Annotated in this window: 1 protein-coding gene; it reads left to right on the top strand. The window is 71.0% G+C overall.

Going from position 1 to position 1213, the window contains the following annotated elements:
- Positions 1 to 33: 33 nt before the first annotated feature.
- Positions 34 to 873 (top strand): DUF2637 domain-containing protein, encoded by an 840-nt coding sequence (locus C1I97_RS37495; RefSeq protein WP_441349198.1) that lies wholly within the window; start codon positions 34 to 36, stop codon positions 871 to 873.
- The last annotated feature ends 340 nt before the right edge of the window (positions 874 to 1213 follow it).

Consider the following 1213-nt stretch of genomic DNA (forward strand, 5'->3'; position numbering starts at 1 on the left):
CCTCACCACCAGCCCCACCGCACTACCCCTGGAGTGCCTGACTTGCCCTCTCCTGCCCCGATAGCCCCGACAACCGTCCGCGGCAGCCGCTCCATCCGCGTCGGCATCGTCCTGCTCGCCGCCGTCGCCTTCGCCCTCTCCTACGACGCCCTGCGCCAGATGGCCGTCGCCAGCCACGTGCGCGGGCTGCTCACCTACCTCTTCCCCCTGGTGATCGACGGCTTCATCGCCATCGGCATCGTCGCCCTGCTCATCCTGCGCACCGCCCCGCTGCGCTCCCGCCTCTACGTGTGGACGCTCGTCGGCCTGGCCACCAGCACCAGCATCGGCGCCAACGTCGTCCACGCCATCGGCCTCAACGAGGGCACCCGCCTCCATCTCAACAACACCACCGCCGGCACCCTGTCCGCCATCGCTCCGCTCGCCCTCGCCGGCGCCGTCCACCTCTACCTCGTCATCAACCGCCACCTCGCCGCCAACAGCGCCATGGCGGAAGCGCCCGCCGCCACGCCGCCCACCACCTCCGCCACGCCAAGGCGGAGCCGCCAGACCATCCACAAGCAGGCAGACGACGCCAGCACAGCCCCGCCCGCCAAGGCGAGCAACGCACCCACGCCCGAGGCCAAGTCCGCCACCACGGCGCCGACCGCCAAGAGGGCGCCCAAGGCGGCCCAGCGCAAACGCACCGTCCCAGAAGAGGAGCTGCTCGCCACGGCCCGCGCCATCGGCGCCGAGACCGGCGAAGTTCCCCGCACCGCCTTGGAGAAGGCGGTCAGGGCCAAGGGCTACACGATCAGCAAGGACGACGCCCAGAAGGCCGCCGCCACCGTCAGGGCGGAACTGAACGCCGCCAAGAACGCCATCGCCGTCTGAGCGCCACCCCAGAACGCCAGGCGGTGGCGAACCACGTACCGCCACCGCCCGGCACAGCCGACCAAGCGCCGCCGCCAGCCCGCTTCCCGCACGTACGGCTCTTCACCCGAACCACGCCAACCGCCAAGCCACCCGCGCCAAGGCCGCTCCTCACGGCCACGCAGAACCAACCCCGGCTCAGCCATACCCGGCTCCGCCACCGCGCGTACAACCCACCTCCCGCATGACTCCTCGGAGATCAACCCCATGCACCACGAACACCACGAACATCCCGCCACACCTGGCACTGCAACCCCAGCCGAATCGGCAGCAAGTTGGAGGTCCGGACACTCCCCCGCAG

Source organism: Streptomyces sp. NTH33, assembly GCF_003236365.1.
GTDB lineage: Bacteria > Actinomycetota > Actinomycetes > Streptomycetales > Streptomycetaceae > Streptomyces.